We start from the raw sequence: 14,728 nt of genomic DNA, 5'->3' as shown, positions 1-14,728 counted from the left end.
AGTCATGCGCGGATTTCGTCCGAATCGGCAACATCGTCGACCGCCTCGAGGAGGAACAAAAATATAGACAAAGAAAGTCGACAAGATCACGTCTAGCTGGGTCGGTCCTGGGAAAATGACGGCGGGGAGTCAGGCGAATCGGATGATCGAGAAGATGCCGACGACAACGCAATACACGGCGAACGGCAGCAGCGTGCGGGTCTGGAAGTATCGCTCCAGGAACCGCACCGCCAGCCACGACGACAGTCCGGAGACCACGGCCCCGACCAGCACCGGCCCCCTGATACCGGCGGTCTCCGGGCCGATCAGTTCCGGAATCTGCAGTATCCCCGCGCCCAGGATCGCCGGAGTGGCCAGCAGGAACGCGAATTTGGCGGCGTGTTCGTGTTCGAGGCCGCGCCACAGACCGCCGACGATGGTCAGACCTGCCCGGCTGAATCCGGTCAGCAGCGCGCCGACCTGGGCCGCGCCGATCCCGAGGGCGTCGCCGAAGCCGAGGGCGGCGAGCGGCCGGTCGGACTGACGTCGCGGCGGCACGGCCGCGGTGTGGATACCGGTGCGGTGCTGCTGTAGGGCGAAGCGCCTCCCGTATTCCGCGAGCGACGGTTCGTTGCGTCGGCGTAGCCCCTCGCCGATGATCAGCGCGACGCCGTTGCACACCAGGAAGGTCGCGGCGCACAGCGGCGCGGCGAAGAGGACGTGCAGGGGATGCTGGAGCAGCGGACCGAGGATGGCGACGGGGACGGTCGCGATGAGGATCAGGATCGCCAGCCGCTGCGAGACCGTGTCGAGTCTGCCGGTCCGTACGGTGCTGAGCAGACCGGTCACGATGGCGATCCAGTCGCGCCGGTAGTGTGCGAGCAGCGCCACCGCGGTCCCGACATGCAGGGCCACCACGAATGCCAAATATGGTGTGCGCGTTGTAGATTCGCTCTCTGTCACCAGATCCTGCCAATCGCCGCCGAGCCAGGCCGCTACCAGTACCGAATGTCCGAGACTGGAGATCGGGAACAGTTCGGTGACACCCTGCACGGCACCGATGACGGTCGCTTGGAAGTAGGTCAGCATCGCGACGAGTTTCGCATGGGCGCGGCGGGGTCGCCGGAACGGCCCCATGCCGGTCTGAATTGTCTGAATCATCTATCCCGCAGCGACTTTCGTGATCTCGGTGTTCATCGCGCGCTGGTTTCTCTCGCGCACCAGCAGAAAGACGGCCTACGAACACCTGGAGATCTTGGTCGAAGCGCGTGCGGAATGGCCGGACGGTCTTCATGGTGGTGTATGGCGGTTTTGCCCTCACCGTGGGAGCTGCTGTCGGCGCGCGAGCGGCCCTCGCGCTCTACAGAAATCGCACAGCCATGCGGTCTGTGCCGGATCGCGGGTGAGCCAGAACGAATGTAAGTCCGGGGTGACCTCGGTGGTGTTCTCGCCGGGCTCGAAAACTGACAAGCCGTACATCAAGGTATCCAACACCGCCGCGACGACCAAGGTGATCGTGCTCGCCAACTGACAACGAACTCGCGGGCGAGCGTGGCCCCGGCACCCCCATTTCGGGAACCGGGGCCACACGACGGCCGGGCACCGCTGCCGCTGACCGACCAACTCGTGCCCGGCTACGCACTGCGTCCCCGACCGTGATGGCAGCGCACGAGGCATGAATCGGCTCGGGCACCGCCCCTCGTAAACCGTTGCTCGACAAAGCGTTCACGACCGTGGCGGTGGGCGAGCGCCGGACCGTATCTACCGGTCAGCGCCGGCGAATTCTGCGATCAGTCGCGCGACCTGGCCGGGGGTTTCCAGCTGGGGTGAATGACCTGCTCGGTCGATGACCTCGACCCGTACACCGGGGACCGCGCGGTAGCGGCGAACCGAGATCTCCGCATTCCACATGCGGTCGCGTGCCCCGAAGATCACCAGCGTCGGCACATCGAGCACGCGGATGCGATGGTCGAGGGGGCAGGTTCGGGTGTATGCCTCCTTCCCGAGCTGGCAGTGGCGAAACGCGGTGAACTGCACCGCTCGGTCGTCGTGGAGAATTTGATCAGGGTCCGCGAAAGCGGTGCGCTGACCGAATCCTGGTGCGAACGCGCGGGAGTAACCGAGCCGGACCGCCGGCGCGGGTGGGTGTCGGCGTAGCGCGTGACCGAGTACCGGCACGCGCAGCAGTCTCGTGGCCCTGCCCGGCAGGAACGTGCTGTAGTCGGGGCCCTCGCCGATGACGACCACGCGGCGGACCGGCGTGGCGCCTTCCGCGAGGGCGATGGCGACATCGGCGCCCATCGAGTGCCCGACCACCGTGATGTCTTCGCCGACTCCGAGCCGGTCGGTGACCTGAGCGACCGCGCGGGCATGGTCGCTGGGATGGTAACCAGTCGAAGGCTTCGCCGATTTGCCGTGACCGAGCAAGTCCATGCTGATGACGCGGAATCGGTCGGCGAGCAATGGTGTTATGGCGTTCCACCAGTGCAGCGACGACCCGAATCCGTGCAGCAGCACCAGCGTCGAGGCGTGTTCGGGCCCGGCGATGCCGACGTTGACGGGACCCGAGTCGGTGTCGAGCAGGAGGGTGCTGTGCGACGGTGCTGCCGTGGGGGAGTGAGATGGACGCCGCAGAGCGAGTCGGCGCACGCTCAGACCGATTGTCGGGCGAGCGCGCGACCGGCCGCGCGACCGGAGAAGATACATCCGCCCAGGAACGTGCCCTCGAGCGCGTTGTACCCATGGACGCCGCCGCCGCCGAAGCCCGCTACCTCGCCGGCGGCGTAGAGCCCTGTCAGTGGTGTGCCGTCGGGGCGGATCACCTGGCTGTCGAGGTCGGTCTCGAGGCCGCCCAGGGTTTTACGGGTCAGGATATTGAGGCGAACCGCGATGAGCGGTCCGTGCGCCGGGTCCAGAATGCGATGCGGTGCGGCGACCCGCGCCAGGCGGTCGCTGCGTGATCGGCGGGCGTTCTCGACCGCCATCAGCTGAAGGTCTTTGCTGAAGGGATTGCCCAGTTCGCGATCGCGGGCCATGATCTGGCGTTCCATGTCGGCGGCGTCCAATCGCGGCCCTCGGGACAACTTGTTCATCCCTTCGACGAGTTCGGCGAGGGTATCGGCCACCACGAAGTCCTGTCCGTTCTGCTTGAACTTCTCTACCGGTCCCGGCGCGCCCTTGGCGAGACGATTGCCGAGGACCTGGCGGATGCTCTTTCCGGTGATGTCGGGGTTCTGTTCGGATCCCGACAGCGCGAACTCCTTTTCGATGATGGTCTGGGTGAGCACGAACCAGGAGTAGTCGTGCCCGGTTGCCAGGATCTGCTTCATCGTGGCGAGGCTGTCGAAACCAGGGAAATGGGGTGCGGGCATTCGCTGTCCGGTCGCGTCGAACCACAGCGATGACGGACCGGGAATGATCCGGATCGCGTGGTCGGGCCAGATCGGATCCCAGTTGTGGATGCCTTCGGTATAGGCCCACAGGCGGTCGCGATTGACGATGCTCGCCCCGGCCTGCTCGCTGATCGCGAGCATCCGTCCGTCCACATGCGCGGGGACTCCCGAGATCAGGTGCTTCGGCGCGGGGCCGAGTCGATCGGTGGGCCAGTTCTTCCGAATCAGGTCGTGGTTGTGGCCGATACCGCCGGAGGTGACGATGACCGCCGGTGCGCGGTGTTCGAATGATCCGGCCTCGGATCGCGTCGAGGCGACGCCACGTGCCGCGGTGCTGCTTTCCAGGATGGTGCCGCGAACTCCGACGCAGGCTTCGCCTTCGATCAGGAGCTCGTCGACCTGATGGCGAAAGGCGAAACGGACGAGCCCGGCCCGCTCGGCGCGTTCGACGGGTTCGCGAAACACTCGAACGACCTCTGGTCCGGTTCCCCAGGTGAGGTGGAACCGAGGCACCGAGTTGCCGTGACCGGTGGCCGACCCGGCGCCTCGCTCCGCCCACCCCACCAACGGCACGAACCGCAGACCGAGGTCGTGCAGGTATCGACGCTTCTCGGTCGCCGCGAAACGCACATACGCCTGCGCCCACCGGCGCGGCCAGATGTCCTCGTTGTCGAGGCGGTCGAAAGCCGCCGAACCCAGCCAATCCTGGAGTGCGAGTTCGTAGGAATCGTTGATGCCCATGCGGCGTTGCTCGGGGCTGTCGACCAGGAACAGGCCGCCGAGCGACCAGAACGCCTGCCCGCCCAGGTTGTCGCGGTTCTCCTGGTCGAGTACCAGCACCCGGCGCCCCGCGGCGGCCAGCTCGTGAGTGGCGACCAGGCCGGCCAGGCCCGCGCCGACCACGATGACATCGGGCTCGAATGTGTCGGTCATGAACGGATCTCCCTGGTGTGGTGCTCGACGAGCAGGATGAACAGATCGGTCCGACGGGCTCGCGTGGCTTCGATCAGTCGCCGACGGGTCTCTCGGCTACGGCGGCTGCTCGCGGACCCCGCTCTGCCCTATGAATACTATAAAGTATCGGATTCATTAGAGTATCATTATGTCTCGCATGCCTCTCGGTAACGACGGCCGATGTGGTCTCACCAGCGAGTACTGCCGCCGACCGGAATGTTGACGTAGCTCGGCGAGTCCGGATCGAGTTGGAGGTGCTGAGGCGCGAGCCTGCTGTCGACGAAAGTCGGTCCGAACGGAACACCGCGCGGAAAATTGCTCGCGAATACATCTACTCGCAGTCGGTGCCCCGGCTTCAGGATCGCATCGGTGGCACACATGCTGATGTCGAGCACGGTCGGCTCACCGGACACGACCGGCCGGCGGTCCTCGATGGCAAGTGTTGGGTATGGATCGGTGTAGTCACCATTGGCGGATCGGGTCGACTCGGCTTCATCGATCGTGCGCATCGAGGACACGAGCTGACCCGACGTGATCGCCGTCGAGGTGCCATCAGGGGCAACGTCGTTCACGGTGGCGGTCCAATATCCGTCAGTGGTGTCGTGGACCGTGTTCAAATGCAGCGCAATCGGACCCGAGATGATGGTCGGCTGATCGACCGGCGGGCTGGTGAACGTCAGCGCGCTGGTTTCGGCCACCCTGCTGTCCTTGGCGCAGATATCGAATACCGACGTGATCCCGGCGGTGATCTGCGCCGAGTCGCGCGAGCAAATCGTGGCCAGCCCTGGGGCGACGGTGAGTCGTCGGCTCTCGGTGGGCGGCTCGGCGGTCAAGCTGCCGTCATGGGCGACAGGAAAGCGGGCCGTATCGCTCGGGACACCGGAAAGGTAGAGGCGGCGATGGACGGCGTCGGGTCGTGGGAACGCGGCGCCGCCCGTCCATCCTCCGCCCTGCTGGAACAGGGTGAAAGGGTCATACCGGTCGATTCCGTTGTCGATGCCTTTGAGCCATTTGTCGAACCAGGCGCGCTGCAGGACATCGAGGCGGGGTGGTGTACCTGGCTCGCCGTGCCGCGAGAGCGGAGTGATGTGGTAGCCGTTACCCATCATCAACTTCTTCTTGTCCGAGGACAGCGGTATCTGTTCGAACGCCTTGACCTCGGAGTAGGCGAAGAGGTCGAACCAGCTACCCACCATGAATGTCGGCACCGTGATGTTGTCGACGCCGCTGCCGAGCCAAGCCTTGTGTCTGGGGCTGCTCGACTGCAGAACATCTCGAGTGGCTGGGGGCATCAGTTCTGGTGTGGCGCTGAAGAAATAGCCGAGTAGGGCATCGATCATGGTGAACGGGTTGTTCACTCGATCCTCGAGCCACCGCCAGTCGAACGTTCCCGTCAGCATCGAGATGAGATCGGGCAACGCCTTGCTCGTGTTGACAAAAGCGATCCAGGGGGCGAGGAAGCCCACGCCGAATCCGCCACCGGTGTTGATGATGTCGTGAGAAAGGTCGTTGCCTGCGTCGATAGGGAAGATCGCTTTGAGCGCGGTCGGGCCCTTCTGGGCGGCGTGTAGCTGGTTGATCGCGCAGTAGGACGTGCCGGTCATCCCGACATCGCCGGTCGACCACGGTTGACTTCCCGCCCAGTCGACGATCTCGGCGGCGTCGAGTTGCTCGCGCTCGCCGAACACATCCCAGACGCCCTGGGAGAAACCTGTACCTCGTGCGTCGACCACCGCGACGGAGTAGCCGCTCTGGATCAGCTTGCGGTCGACACCGGCGAAGATGCGCGCGACTCCGGCGGGAAGGTTCTGGCCCATATCGGAGAGCCCGCTCATCCCGACCGTCGTGAAGTCGGCCAGCGTCAGTAATCGGTTGAGAGCGTCATAGAGGACCGGCATCGCGATGGCGGAGTCGATCAGCATCTGAAACAGCTTGGTGTACGGGGTGATGTTGACGATCGTGGGCGTCTTGTCGGCGATCGGCCCGCGCGCGTCCGCCGGTCGGTAGACGTTGGCCTTCAGTACCGTGCCGTCACTCATGGTGAGGGGTACGTCCCAATCGATATGGACGTCAGGGTATTTGGGCGGCGCTTCGTAGTCGGCCAGCCAGCGGGCTCCGTCAGCACCGCCGTCGGGAGCCGCAGTGGCGGGCACCCATGCCAACGCGGCGACCACAGCCGCGGCCAGCATGACAGCCGACACCTTCATCGACCGATGTCGAAGGACCCTCTTCAATGAACTCCCCGATCGGGTATCGCACATTCATCAGCGAATGCGACCTCAGCCACAATACACATCGGATACATTTATGTATCCAGATGGGTTGAGGTCTAGCCGAGCCCGAAACTGGTGCCCGTTTCCGATAGCTGTCAGGATGCCCACGTGTCAGAGTTCACGCACAGTCCACGCTCCCTCACCCGGCGCACTCTCCTCGGCGGGGCGATCGGCGCCGGACTGATCGCCACAGCGGGACGGGCCGTCGCGGATTCCGGCGAGCGCATGATCGCCGCGCGCACCCGCTTCTTCGGCGCTGCCAACGTCGATCCGGCGACCGGCGCGGTGCGCGCGGATCGGGTGATCCTGTCCTGGTTCGGCTGCACGAGTTTCGCCGCGGCGCTGGGTGGCACCGTGGTCCTGCTCGACGCTTGGGTTCCCCGCGGAGCCCACAGCGGATACGTCCCGACCACTGTGGCGCAGGTAGGCGAGCTGCGCCCGGAGGCGATCTTCCTCGGGCACGGCCATTTCGACCATGCCGGTGACGCGGCCGCGTTGGCGCAGGCCTCCGGCGCGGCGCTGTTCGGCACCGCCGAGCACTGTGCCCAGGCGCAACGCCAGGCCGGAGCGACAGCCTTGCGCACCGTAGTCCTCGGTGACGCGACCTCGGCGCCCGGCCAGACCTATCGCCACACGATCGGCTCGGTCGAGGTGACCGCGGTCCGCCATGTGCATTCGGGACCGAAACCTCCCGACCGCAGCGCCGAGGGTTCCGCGCCGTTCTTTCCGGTGCCCGACCTTCGTGATTCGATCGCGAACCCGCCGCAACTGTGTGATCTCGTCGCCCTCGGGTCCTCGCTGTCCGACCAGGAAGGCGGCAGCCTGCTCTACCAGTTCCGGGTGGGTGCCTTCACCCTCACCTGGCACGACTCCGCCGGGCCGCTGACAGAAGCAGCACCCGAGGTGTTCGACGTTCTGAGAGCGCTGCCCGGCAGCGACGTGCAACTGGGCGCCATCCAGGGTTTCAACCAGCCGCTCAACGGTTTACGCGATGTCCGCCAGTACATCGAGGCGATCAGACCGGCGATGTTCGTACCCAGCCATCACGACAACTGGCTCCCCGGCTTCACCGCGCGTGGAGACACCTACGAGCACACCTTGCGCGGCGAATTGGAACGCATTCCCGCGCGGGGGCGCCCGACCTTACGCTTCCTCTCCGATCCCGGCGACTATCTTCGACCGGACGCCCTGACGTTCCCGCTCTGAGCGACGGCCGCAGCATTCGAGACACAATGAGGATGTCGGTGGCATCGAGCATCAATTGGGCTGGGGTTCTCCGCGCAGCAGGCCGAAGGCGCTGGAACAAGCCCGGTATACAGTCGGAGTGTGAGTCCCCGTCCATCCGCGCTACCCACGTCGCTCGCCGGTTCTGTCGGGGACGCCGATAAGCCGCCTCGGGTAACCCGGCGTCGAGCCGAGACGAGGGCGCGTCTCCTTGACGCCGCGTTCAGGGTATTCGCGGACAAGGGCTTCGGATTGGTCCGTATCGAGGACGTCTGCGGTGCGGCGGGATACACGCGCGGCGCGTTCTACTCTCAGTTCGCCAGCCTCGAGGAGCTGTTCTTCGTCCTCTACGACCAGCGCGCAACGCTGATCACCGACCAGGTGCGGGCCGCGCTGGATGCGGTAGCGGACCCGACGGAACTGACGACGTTCGTAGATCGGCTTTCGGCCACGTTGCTGCTCGATCGGGACTGGCTGCTGGTGAAGACCGACTTCCTCACTTACGCCGCGCGTCGACCCGAGACCGCGGCACGGCTGATCACCCACCGCGCGCAGCTGCGCGCCGCACTCGAGGACAAGCTGACACGGAGCCGGTTCAACCTGCCCGCGAGCTTCGGATCGATCGGCGAGGCGGCCCACGCGGTCATCGCTGCCTACGACGGCGTCACCGTGCAGTTGTTACTCGACAACGATCAAGCCGCAGCCCGCGCATGGCTTGCCCGATTGATCACTCAGCTCGGACTGGTCGAGCCGAGGACTTAGACATCACCGACTGCGATCACTCGCTCCGCCGCGGCGCGATCAGCAAGCGGGCTTCTCCCGTCGGCAGGCATCGATCCTGAGAACACCTGCTGCAAGACGGCCTGATTCATACGAACGAATTTCATCGACCACTGGGAAAAACGGCGCTGTGGGATCGCAGCGCGAACCAGTACGAGCAGATCGGTGTGGAGTTCATCGCGCTGGATTCGGGCGTAGGTTTGCTCGACCGCGTTCTCATCGCCCTCCAGGACTTGCACGAATGCTGCGCGATCATCGTCGAAGCGCACGTAGACGAGCAGGCCCGTGACATCGTTGGCCGCGTTGAGTTCGCGGGCATGGTCCAGTAAGACGGAAATCTCCTCGTCGTCCAGGACGAAGCTGGCCGTGCTGGAGTAGATGAGCGTATAGGGCATGGAGTTCTCTGGCATGGGCTCACTTCGGCTGTCTGTCGACCAGGGCGAATTCCAGAGCACAGCTGCAGAACTCGGCTCCGCGCACAAGGAGGCGGCCTCCGGGTGGATCGTCGGAGGCCGCCTCGGGTGGACTTTCAGTCGTTGCCGACGATCTTGCCGACGACCTCGTTGGCCTTGTCCTTGATCTTCTCGCTGCCCTGCTTCAGGGCGGAGGACGCCTGATCGGCTTTGCCCTCGTTCTTCAGTTCGTCGTCTCCGGTCACCGCACCGGCGGCTTCCTTCGCGCGGCCCTCGAGTTCCTCGGCCTTGTTCTCGAACTTGTCGTGCACACCCATTTCGGTTTCTCCTTGTGGTGGTGTCGGATCGATGGTTTCCCCGAGGCGGACCGGGTCGCGCCACGAGGTCCAACCCGCCGTGTCGTGTCTTCGGTGATGGTCTGAGTCGGCAGCCATGGTCAGTACCAATGTTTGCGGCCGCCCACGACGCGCCCGGAACTTCCTACCAAGGCCAGAATCGCACCGACCACCACCAGCACGACGCCTACGTACCACAGGATCGGGATGCCCACGAGCAGACCGAGGATCAGCAGGATGACTCCCAGGGTGATCACTACGACTTCCTTTCCACTGATAGCGCGACGATAGGCACACGGTGTGCGCCCATTCTCGACATGTCACGACATCAAAAGGCTATTCACCCCCAGGGCGTCTGTCTTCACCCCTAAGGGTGTATTCACCGTCTGTAAGCTGACGTTATGCGTCCCATACGGCTGGCATTGCTGGATGACTACGAGGTCGTGGTTCGAGGCTTGGCCGCGATGCTGCGCAGTTACCACGAGCGCATCGAAATCGTGGAACTGAATGCCAACACACCCGTCAGCCACCGCGTGGACATCGCCCTCTACGACTCGTTCGCCAATCCCCAGGGCGATCGGGACCAGGTGCGCAAGCTCTCGATGAACCCGGTGGTCGACAAGGTCGTCGTCTACTCGTGGAATTTGGAGGACTCACTGGTGGCGGCGGCCTTGGCCAACGGGGCCCACGGCTACGTGAGTAAGGGCTTGCCCGCCGGGCAACTGGTCGCCGCTATCGAAGCGATACACCGGGGTGGACAAGCTGTGCACGGTGGTGCGTCGAGCACTACCAAGGTCATCGGTGGCGATTGGCCCGGGCGCGAGGAAGGGCTGACCCAACGTGAAGCCGAGGTCTTGGCATTGATCACCCAGGGACTGAGCAACGCCGACATCGCCGACCGGGCGCACCTGTCGATCAATTCGGTCAAGACCTACATCCGTAACTGTTACCGGCGCATCGGCGTGACCAGCCGCTCACAGGCCGTGCTCTGGGGAGTCGAACACGGCTTCCGCCCCGATCGACAGCGCATCACCGACCCCTCCCCCGAGGAATCCGCCTCCGACACCAACTGATCGCTCGACAGGACAAGGTACACCCGGCTATCAGGGCGCGGTTCGCGCAGTGGAGTCGAAGCCACCCGGTATTTCGTAGATCGCGCCGGTGAAGGTGGCGGCGAATAGGCGGCCGGCGGAGAAGCCGGTGGTGCCGCGGCCGTAGGTGAGGACGCTGGTCGACGGGGCCGCGGTGCCGAGGACGCAGTACTGGCCGGGGGAGTCGATGCGGACTACGCGCCCGGAGAGGTTGAAGGGGACGACGGGTCGATTCTGCGAGTCCAAGGTCAGCCCGTCGGGTGTACCGAGGGTGTCGGCGCCGGACAGGTCGAGCAGCGATTGTGGCGCGCCGGGATTTGCGGTGGGTATCCGGCTGACCCCGGGGTTGACGAAAGTGCGTGAAACATAGAGGTATTCGTCGTCGGCGTCGAGCACGGCACCGTTGGCGCTGGGCAAGCTCGCCCAGTCCGCCTGCACGGCGCCGTTCGGGCTGACGCGGCCGACGAGGTTGCCGAAGTCGTTGGTGGCGTAGACGGTTCCGTCGGCCGCGACGTCCATGCCGTTGGCGGCGCTGAGGCCCGAGGCGAACGGCGTCACCGCACCGGTGTCGGGGTCGACCTCGATGATGCCCGCCGTGCGGGCCAGGTCGCCGATGACGACCCGGGCGTCCGCGCCGTAACCGACCAGCAGTTTGCCGTCTCGGGTCCAGGCGAGCGCACCGGCGCCGCCGCTGGGCACGGTGGCGATGACTACCGCGGGGGCGCCGGGGGCGTCGATCCGCACGATGTGTCCGCTCACGAGGTCTGTGGCGTACGCGCGGCCCCGCGCATCGACGGTGAGACCTTCCACGGCGCCCGACACAGCACCGACCTGCACCGCCGACTGACCGGCGCCCGGGCAGTCGGCGGCAGCGTGCACGTTCGGTGCGCCGATGGCGGTAGCGGCAACGAACGCCGCTGCTGTGATGGGGAGGACAATTCGGCGTAGGGCCTGCACTCGGTACCTCGCTATGTCGGGTGGCTCATCGGACCGATGCGTGAACCGACTTGTCGACCCGCGCACCGACTTCGGTCACATGTGCCGGGGACAAGGATGGTTGCACGGCGCCGATTGTATTCGTGCGACCCACGGGCTACCGATCGCCACGCGATCGGGGAGCCGGAACTATCGCGACCCGATGGGCATTTTTATGGTGAGCGCGGTGTGGATACACCGGCCATGGTCAATTGGAGGTACGCGTCGTCGATGGCGCCCTCGCCGAAAATCGAGGCGAGTAAGCCACGGCCGACCTCCCCTCGATCGGCAGCGCGGACCAGCCCGAGCGCAGCCTCACGGGTGTGGGCGTCAGGTTCGTCCGCCATCAGCGCGGCCACGATGGCCGCGGCACTCTCCTCGCTCCAGATACCGGGTACAGCCGCGGCGATATCGCCGGCGGCGTGCCCGGGCGCGCGATACCACCGGCCGTCGTCCCACCAATAGCAGAAGGACAGCAGGCCGATGCCCGCGCGCGGGTTCAGCGTCGCATTCGCGACCCACGCCGGCGCGCCCGCGTAGAGGTCCGGCATCGGCGCTTCGCTGTTGTAGACGGCGTCGAGAACGGGATCGTTCCACACTCCGCCGGACAGGACGGCGCGGTCACCGGGCATGATCCAGAGCGAAGAGCCGCTGCGCTCGATCCCCTCGAACAAGCCGAGCGCGGGTAGCACCCGTGGCCCCCACGGTGAGCCGACCGCGACGAAGGCCGCCGACAGCACCGCCCATCGTGCAGCCAGCAACGGCAGCGCGGGTAGCTCGTCGGTCACGGATGCCGCGACCTGCTCGGCGCTCGCCGCCATGTCGGCGGGGCGTGACTGCCTGTCGGCGTGCCCGATATGGGCGGCGAGCCACACGGGCAGTCGGGGTCGGGGGAAGGCCTCGAGATCGGCTCGATAGACCTCGGCGGGGAAAAGGTGTTCGTCGGGAAACGGTTGCTCGCCGAAGTCGTAGTCCGTTCGCACCTCGCCTGATTCCGAGACCACGAGCAGGTAGCGCCACCAGGGGCCGTCGGCCCGGACCGCCGATGCTTCCCGATGGACGCGAACCAGATCCATGATCTCCTCCGACGCCAAGATCTGGACCTGCTGGCGCTGCTCGTCGGTAGCGACGATCGAGGCCAGTTCAGCGGCTACCGTCAGCACGAAGATCGCGTGAATTCCCCCGCAGGGCCTCGGCCCGAGTCCGATCAGCAGGTCGGCGATACGACGACTCGCCGCATCTGGTGGCGGCGGTCCGGCCTCGGTCTGATCCTCGGTTGCGGTCACGGTATGGGCACCTCCTCGATCGCGGCGCAGGTTACCACCCGGCGGGAAACGAACAGTGTTGGCGAAACGTAACTTTCGTTCACGGATAGCCGACACATGCTGTGCACGAGCAGAATTCGCTTTCAGGTCGCTGCGGGTTCAACTTCTCGAGGTCTAATCCGAGGACATCAACGCCGAGGAGGACCGGTTTGCCGAGCGAACCAAGAGTGCTCCGTCGCCGCGCGGAGCAGTCGTGACGCTCATCATGCCGGACGGACTGAAGTGGCTGGCCTGGGTCGCAGGCACGGCATGGCCGGAGGGCGACGAGGACGCGTGCTGGGCTGTCGCGCAGGCATGGAAGACGGCGAGCGCGGAGATCGAGGCGCTGCTCGCGGGCATCGACGAGGCCAAGGCGACCACCGTGGCGGCCTATCCGCAAGGCGAAGGCGGCGTCGCGATGGGCAGCCGCTATGACATCCTGCGCACCGGGGATCAGTCTGTGGAGGCGCTGGCCGAGCTGATGCGAACGATCTCCGACAGCGCGTTCGACATGGGCACCGAAATCCAGGCGACCAAGATCACCGTCATCGTGACCCTGGTCTGGCTGGCGCTGGAAATCCTGTGGGCATGGGTGTTTCCGCCGACCGCGCCCGCGGTCGAGGCGGCCGCGATCACCACGACCCGGTCTTTTCTCAAGGTGTTCGAGGATTTCGTGCAGAAGATCATCACGTCGATCGCCGCCAGACTCGGCGCCCCGACAGTGAAACGACACTTCTGGTCCCAGGCGGTGCGGCTCAAGCCGGTACTGCCTACCGCCAAGGGCTACGGCGTCTATGGTGCGCGGGCGATCGAGGCCACGGCCATCGTCGGCGCGATCAACGGCGGGGTGCAGGTCGGCCAGATCCTGGATGGTAAGCGCCGACATTTCAACGGGCGCGAGTTCGGGCTGTCGGTCCTCGCCGGCGTCGCCGGAATGATTCCCGGCCGTGAGGCCGGTCGCTACCTCGGCAAGGGCATCGACAATGTCGCGGGCAAGCACCTGAACAACGTGGCGGGGCGCGTGGGCCGCGGCGTCGTGATCGGCGGTGTGTCCGGTGGTGTCGGTACCGCGTTCGGCAACCTGGCGGTGGGTGCGGCTACCGGCGATTGGTCGTCTTTCGCCTCCGGTGCGGGCTGGACCGGCGGCATCGCGCGCGGCGCCGCCCTCGGCGGGGCGCGGGGCGGATTCGCCCTGGGAACCCCGATACCCCCGGGGCGCGGAGACATTCGTTCCTATGTGTGGATGCCGAAACCCGCGGCAGGCGGTACCGCCGCTCCGCCGGTCACCGATGGATCGTCCACCAGCTCCTCGTCCGGCGCCGGCGTCGCCCCGCCGCGTCCCGGTTCGGAGTTCAGCGGTGGCAGTGTGGCCGGGACGTATTCCGGTCGCGGCGACGGTGGTTCGTCTTCCGGTGGCTCGAGTTCGGGATCCTCCGTGCGCGGGGACGGAGCGAGTGGGCACCCTCCACGCCCGGGCACACCCGAGTCGGTGTATCACGATGCGTCGAGCGGGCCCGCCTCTCGCCCGGGCACACCGGAGACGGTGTATCACGACGCGGCCAGCACGGTCGCGGGATCGCACGCGGGATCGACCCCCAGCTTCGTGACGGCTGCCAGCCAACCCGGCGCTGTCACCGGCAGGCCACCGACCTCGTTCGAGTCGTCGGTGGACGGCTGGGGCCCGACCGGACAGCCGCCGCACGGCAACACCGGATTGGTCGGGGGTGGGCAGCTGCCGCCCCCGGTCGGCGGCGAACCACCTACCCCGATCGACAGTCGGCCGCCAACCCCGGACGGTGCCGGTCAACACCGGGCCGGGCCCGACGAACCGTTCCTGGGTGAGGGCAAAGACCTACGCGGTAAGCCTCGCCCGAAGCTGGTGCCATCGGTCGAGCCGCTGCCCGGGCCCTACGAGCCGCCCCCCGCGGGCGCTTCGCGGCCGAGCGACTGGGCGAGCGTGGATCCCGCGCCGGTCGAGGCGGACGTCGATGTTCCCTTCACCCTGTAG

General features: G+C 66.1%; 14 protein-coding genes. 5 read left to right on the top strand and 9 right to left on the bottom strand.

Translation table 11 applies throughout. The features are described from left to right. Positions 1–129 precede the first annotated feature (129 nt). A complete protein-coding gene (locus NA12_RS04240) occupies positions 130–1,068 on the bottom strand; it encodes an undecaprenyl-diphosphate phosphatase (protein WP_084472451.1) in 939 nt (312 codons plus the stop codon). Positions 1,069–1,381: 313 nt separating this feature from the next. Between NA12_RS04240 and NA12_RS34545 the strand changes: the two genes are divergently transcribed. Further along, entirely contained in the window at positions 1,382–1,510 is a 129-nt protein-coding gene (locus NA12_RS34545) for a hypothetical protein (protein ID WP_255284063.1), read from the top strand. A 230-nt stretch (positions 1,511–1,740) separates the two neighbouring features. Here NA12_RS34545 and NA12_RS04235 read toward each other — a convergent pair whose 3' ends face one another. The 3 genes from NA12_RS04235 to NA12_RS04225 all read right to left on the bottom strand — a co-directional run bounded on the left by NA12_RS04235 (position 1,741) and on the right by NA12_RS04225 (position 6,514). Further along, on the bottom strand, positions 1,741–2,628 hold the full coding sequence (locus NA12_RS04235; RefSeq protein WP_165914808.1) for an alpha/beta fold hydrolase: 888 nt from the start codon (positions 2,626–2,628) through the stop codon (positions 1,741–1,743). Between the two features lie 2 nt (positions 2,629–2,630). After that, positions 2,631–4,304 carry an FAD-binding dehydrogenase gene (locus tag NA12_RS04230; protein ID WP_067446116.1) on the bottom strand — a complete coding sequence of 558 codons (1,674 nt, stop codon included), beginning with the start codon at positions 4,302–4,304 and terminating at the stop codon, positions 2,631–2,633. Between the two features lie 209 nt (positions 4,305–4,513). Then, on the bottom strand, positions 4,514–6,514 hold the full coding sequence (locus NA12_RS04225; RefSeq protein WP_243654901.1) for a CocE/NonD family hydrolase: 2,001 nt from the start codon (positions 6,512–6,514) through the stop codon (positions 4,514–4,516). Between the two features lie 192 nt (positions 6,515–6,706). Here NA12_RS04225 and NA12_RS04220 point away from each other — a divergent pair, with 192 nt between their 5' ends. Together NA12_RS04220 and NA12_RS04215 are read left to right on the top strand one after the other, a co-directional pair. After that, entirely contained in the window at positions 6,707–7,804 is a 1,098-nt protein-coding gene (locus NA12_RS04220) for an MBL fold metallo-hydrolase (RefSeq protein ID WP_067446112.1), read from the top strand. A gap of 270 nt (positions 7,805–8,074) precedes the next feature. Then, positions 8,075–8,584 carry a TetR family transcriptional regulator C-terminal domain-containing protein gene (locus tag NA12_RS04215; protein ID WP_067446111.1) on the top strand — a complete coding sequence of 170 codons (510 nt, stop codon included), beginning with the start codon at positions 8,075–8,077 and terminating at the stop codon, positions 8,582–8,584. Here the strand turns inward: NA12_RS04215 and NA12_RS04210 are convergent. The 3 genes from NA12_RS04210 to NA12_RS34080 all read right to left on the bottom strand — a co-directional run bounded on the left by NA12_RS04210 (position 8,581) and on the right by NA12_RS34080 (position 9,607). Beyond that, complete coding sequence (locus NA12_RS04210; protein ID WP_084472340.1) at positions 8,581–9,012, bottom strand: BLUF domain-containing protein; 432 nt, start codon at positions 9,010–9,012, stop codon at positions 8,581–8,583. The two genes, NA12_RS04215 and NA12_RS04210, sit on opposite strands and share 4 nt — an antisense overlap. A 119-nt stretch (positions 9,013–9,131) precedes the next feature. Further along, complete coding sequence (locus NA12_RS04205; protein ID WP_067446104.1) at positions 9,132–9,332, bottom strand: CsbD family protein; 201 nt, start codon at positions 9,330–9,332, stop codon at positions 9,132–9,134. A gap of 119 nt (positions 9,333–9,451) precedes the next feature. Beyond that, positions 9,452–9,607, bottom strand: coding sequence for a DUF6131 family protein (locus NA12_RS34080; protein ID WP_165914807.1), 156 nt, complete (start codon positions 9,605–9,607; stop codon positions 9,452–9,454). Positions 9,608–9,751: 144 nt separating this feature from the next. Here NA12_RS34080 and NA12_RS04200 point away from each other — a divergent pair, with 144 nt between their 5' ends. After that, the gene (locus NA12_RS04200; RefSeq protein ID WP_067446102.1) at positions 9,752–10,423 is read left to right on the top strand and encodes a response regulator transcription factor; all 672 of its coding nucleotides are present in this window, start codon (positions 9,752–9,754) and stop codon (positions 10,421–10,423) included. A 30-nt stretch (positions 10,424–10,453) separates the two neighbouring features. Here NA12_RS04200 and NA12_RS04195 read toward each other — a convergent pair whose 3' ends face one another. Both NA12_RS04195 and NA12_RS04190 read right to left on the bottom strand, forming a co-directional pair. Further along, positions 10,454–11,398 (bottom strand): SMP-30/gluconolactonase/LRE family protein, encoded by a 945-nt coding sequence (locus NA12_RS04195; RefSeq protein WP_243654900.1) that lies wholly within the window; start codon positions 11,396–11,398, stop codon positions 10,454–10,456. Positions 11,399–11,589: 191 nt separating this feature from the next. After that, entirely contained in the window at positions 11,590–12,702 is a 1,113-nt protein-coding gene (locus NA12_RS04190; RefSeq protein ID WP_067446099.1) for a hypothetical protein, read from the bottom strand. Between the two features lie 232 nt (positions 12,703–12,934). On the opposite strand from NA12_RS04190, the gene NA12_RS04185 reads away from it, so the two are divergent. Next, a complete protein-coding gene (locus tag NA12_RS04185; protein WP_067446097.1) occupies positions 12,935–14,728 on the top strand; it encodes a WXG100-like domain-containing protein in 1,794 nt (597 codons plus the stop codon).

The organism is Nocardia alba NBRC 108234 (assembly GCF_001612665.1).
Taxonomy (GTDB): Bacteria; Actinomycetota; Actinomycetes; order Mycobacteriales; family Mycobacteriaceae; genus Nocardia; species Nocardia alba.
This window is presented reverse-complemented; position numbering and strand designations above follow the sequence as displayed.

Bases quoted from the DNA above. Each gene is read 5' to 3' on its own strand.
- NA12_RS04240 (WP_084472451.1), bottom strand. From the start codon at position 1,068: ATGCTGACCTACTTCCAAGCGACCGTCATCGGTGCCGTGCAGGGTGTC.
- NA12_RS04230 (WP_067446116.1), bottom strand. From the start codon at position 4,304: ATGACCGACACATTCGAGCCCGATGTCATCGTGGTCGGCGCGGGCCTG.
- NA12_RS04225 (WP_243654901.1), bottom strand. From the start codon at position 6,514: ATGCTGGCCGCGGCTGTGGTCGCCGCGTTGGCATGGGTGCCCGCCACT.
- NA12_RS04210 (WP_084472340.1), bottom strand. From the start codon at position 9,012: ATGCCAGAGAACTCCATGCCCTATACGCTCATCTACTCCAGCACGGCC.
- NA12_RS04205 (WP_067446104.1), bottom strand. From the start codon at position 9,332: ATGGGTGTGCACGACAAGTTCGAGAACAAGGCCGAGGAACTCGAGGGC.
- NA12_RS04200 (WP_067446102.1), top strand. From the start codon at position 9,752: ATGCGTCCCATACGGCTGGCATTGCTGGATGACTACGAGGTCGTGGTT.